The sequence below is a fragment of the Collinsella sp. TF11-5AC genome, from assembly GCF_003436775.1.
Lineage (GTDB): Bacteria > Actinomycetota > Coriobacteriia > Coriobacteriales > Coriobacteriaceae > Collinsella.
Genome location: NZ_QSQO01000048.1, coordinates 1 through 1,039, shown reverse-complemented (window position 1 = coordinate 1,039; position 1,039 = coordinate 1). Strand labels below are relative to the sequence as shown.

Genomic DNA, 1,039 nt, shown 5'->3' with positions numbered 1-1,039 from the left:
GCCGGGCCCTTACGCCAGCACGCCGAAGAACGCGCCGACGATGCCCACGACCATGGTGGCCACGATCAGCACCATGGGGTTGATCTTCTTGGACAGCAGCCAGTAGTACAGCCAGAAGGCGATCATGCCGAGCATGCCGGGCATGATGCCGTCCAGGATGTCCTGGAGGGTCTGGGCGTCGTCGCCCGAGCCGATGGCCACCGGGATGCTGGCCCAGAACATGTCCTTGCACATGGCGCCCACGACCATGACGCCCACGATTCCCACGCAGGTCATGATCTTCTGCATGAGGCCGGTCCTCTGGGCCTCGTCCAGGAAGCCCACGCCCAGCTCGTAGCCCTTGACGGCGCCCCAGATGCGCAGCGCGAAGCCGGGGACGTTGTAGATGAGCAGGAAGGCGATGGGGCCGAAGGGGTTGCCGGCCTGGCACAGGCTGATGCCCACCGCGGCGGCGACCACGCGCAGCGTCGACAGGAAGATGGAGTCGCCGATGCCGGACAGCGGGCCCATGAGGGCGGCCTTGACGTCGTTGACGCTCTCGGGCTCGATCTCGCCGCGGGCGACCTTCTCCTCCATGGCCATCGCGATGCCGCCGACGAACGGGGCGAACTGGACGGTGATGTTGAAGAACGCGCAGTGGCGGTGCAGGGCCTCGGCGTAGTCGTCGGGGCGGCCGGCGTAGATCTTCTTGAGCATGTTGGCGACCATCAGGCAGAAGGCGATGTTCATCTGCTTGTAGTAGGTCCAGGAGAACTCCATGCCCAGGGCGCCGACGTTGACGGCGCTCTTGACGAGGTCGGAGCGCGTGATCTTGTTCTCGGGACTAGAAGTCATCGTCCTCATCCCCTTCCGCGGAGAGCTGGGGCTGGGCTCCGCCCAGGCCGAGCAGGTCGAACTTGTCGATGCCGATGATGATGGCGATCAGGGCGACGCCCAGGACGGGCACGTTGGCGTAGGAGCACAGCAGGAAGCCCAGGAAGTAGAAGGGCACGAGCTGCTTGGTGAGCACCAGGCGGCCGAGCATGGCGAAGCCCATGGC

General features: G+C 65.6%; 2 protein-coding genes. Both read right to left on the bottom strand.

Features of this window, described 5'->3' with window-relative positions; translation table 11 throughout:
- Positions 1-9: 9 nt before the first annotated feature.
- On the bottom strand, positions 10-843 hold the full coding sequence (locus tag DXD16_RS10170; protein ID WP_117648578.1) for a PTS system mannose/fructose/sorbose family transporter subunit IID: 834 nt from the start codon (positions 841-843) through the stop codon (positions 10-12).
- Positions 824-1,039 (bottom strand): PTS sugar transporter subunit IIC (locus DXD16_RS10165; RefSeq protein WP_147326485.1); only part of this gene is annotated, 216 nt, incomplete at its 5' end. The genes DXD16_RS10165 and DXD16_RS10170, both read right to left, overlap by 20 nt.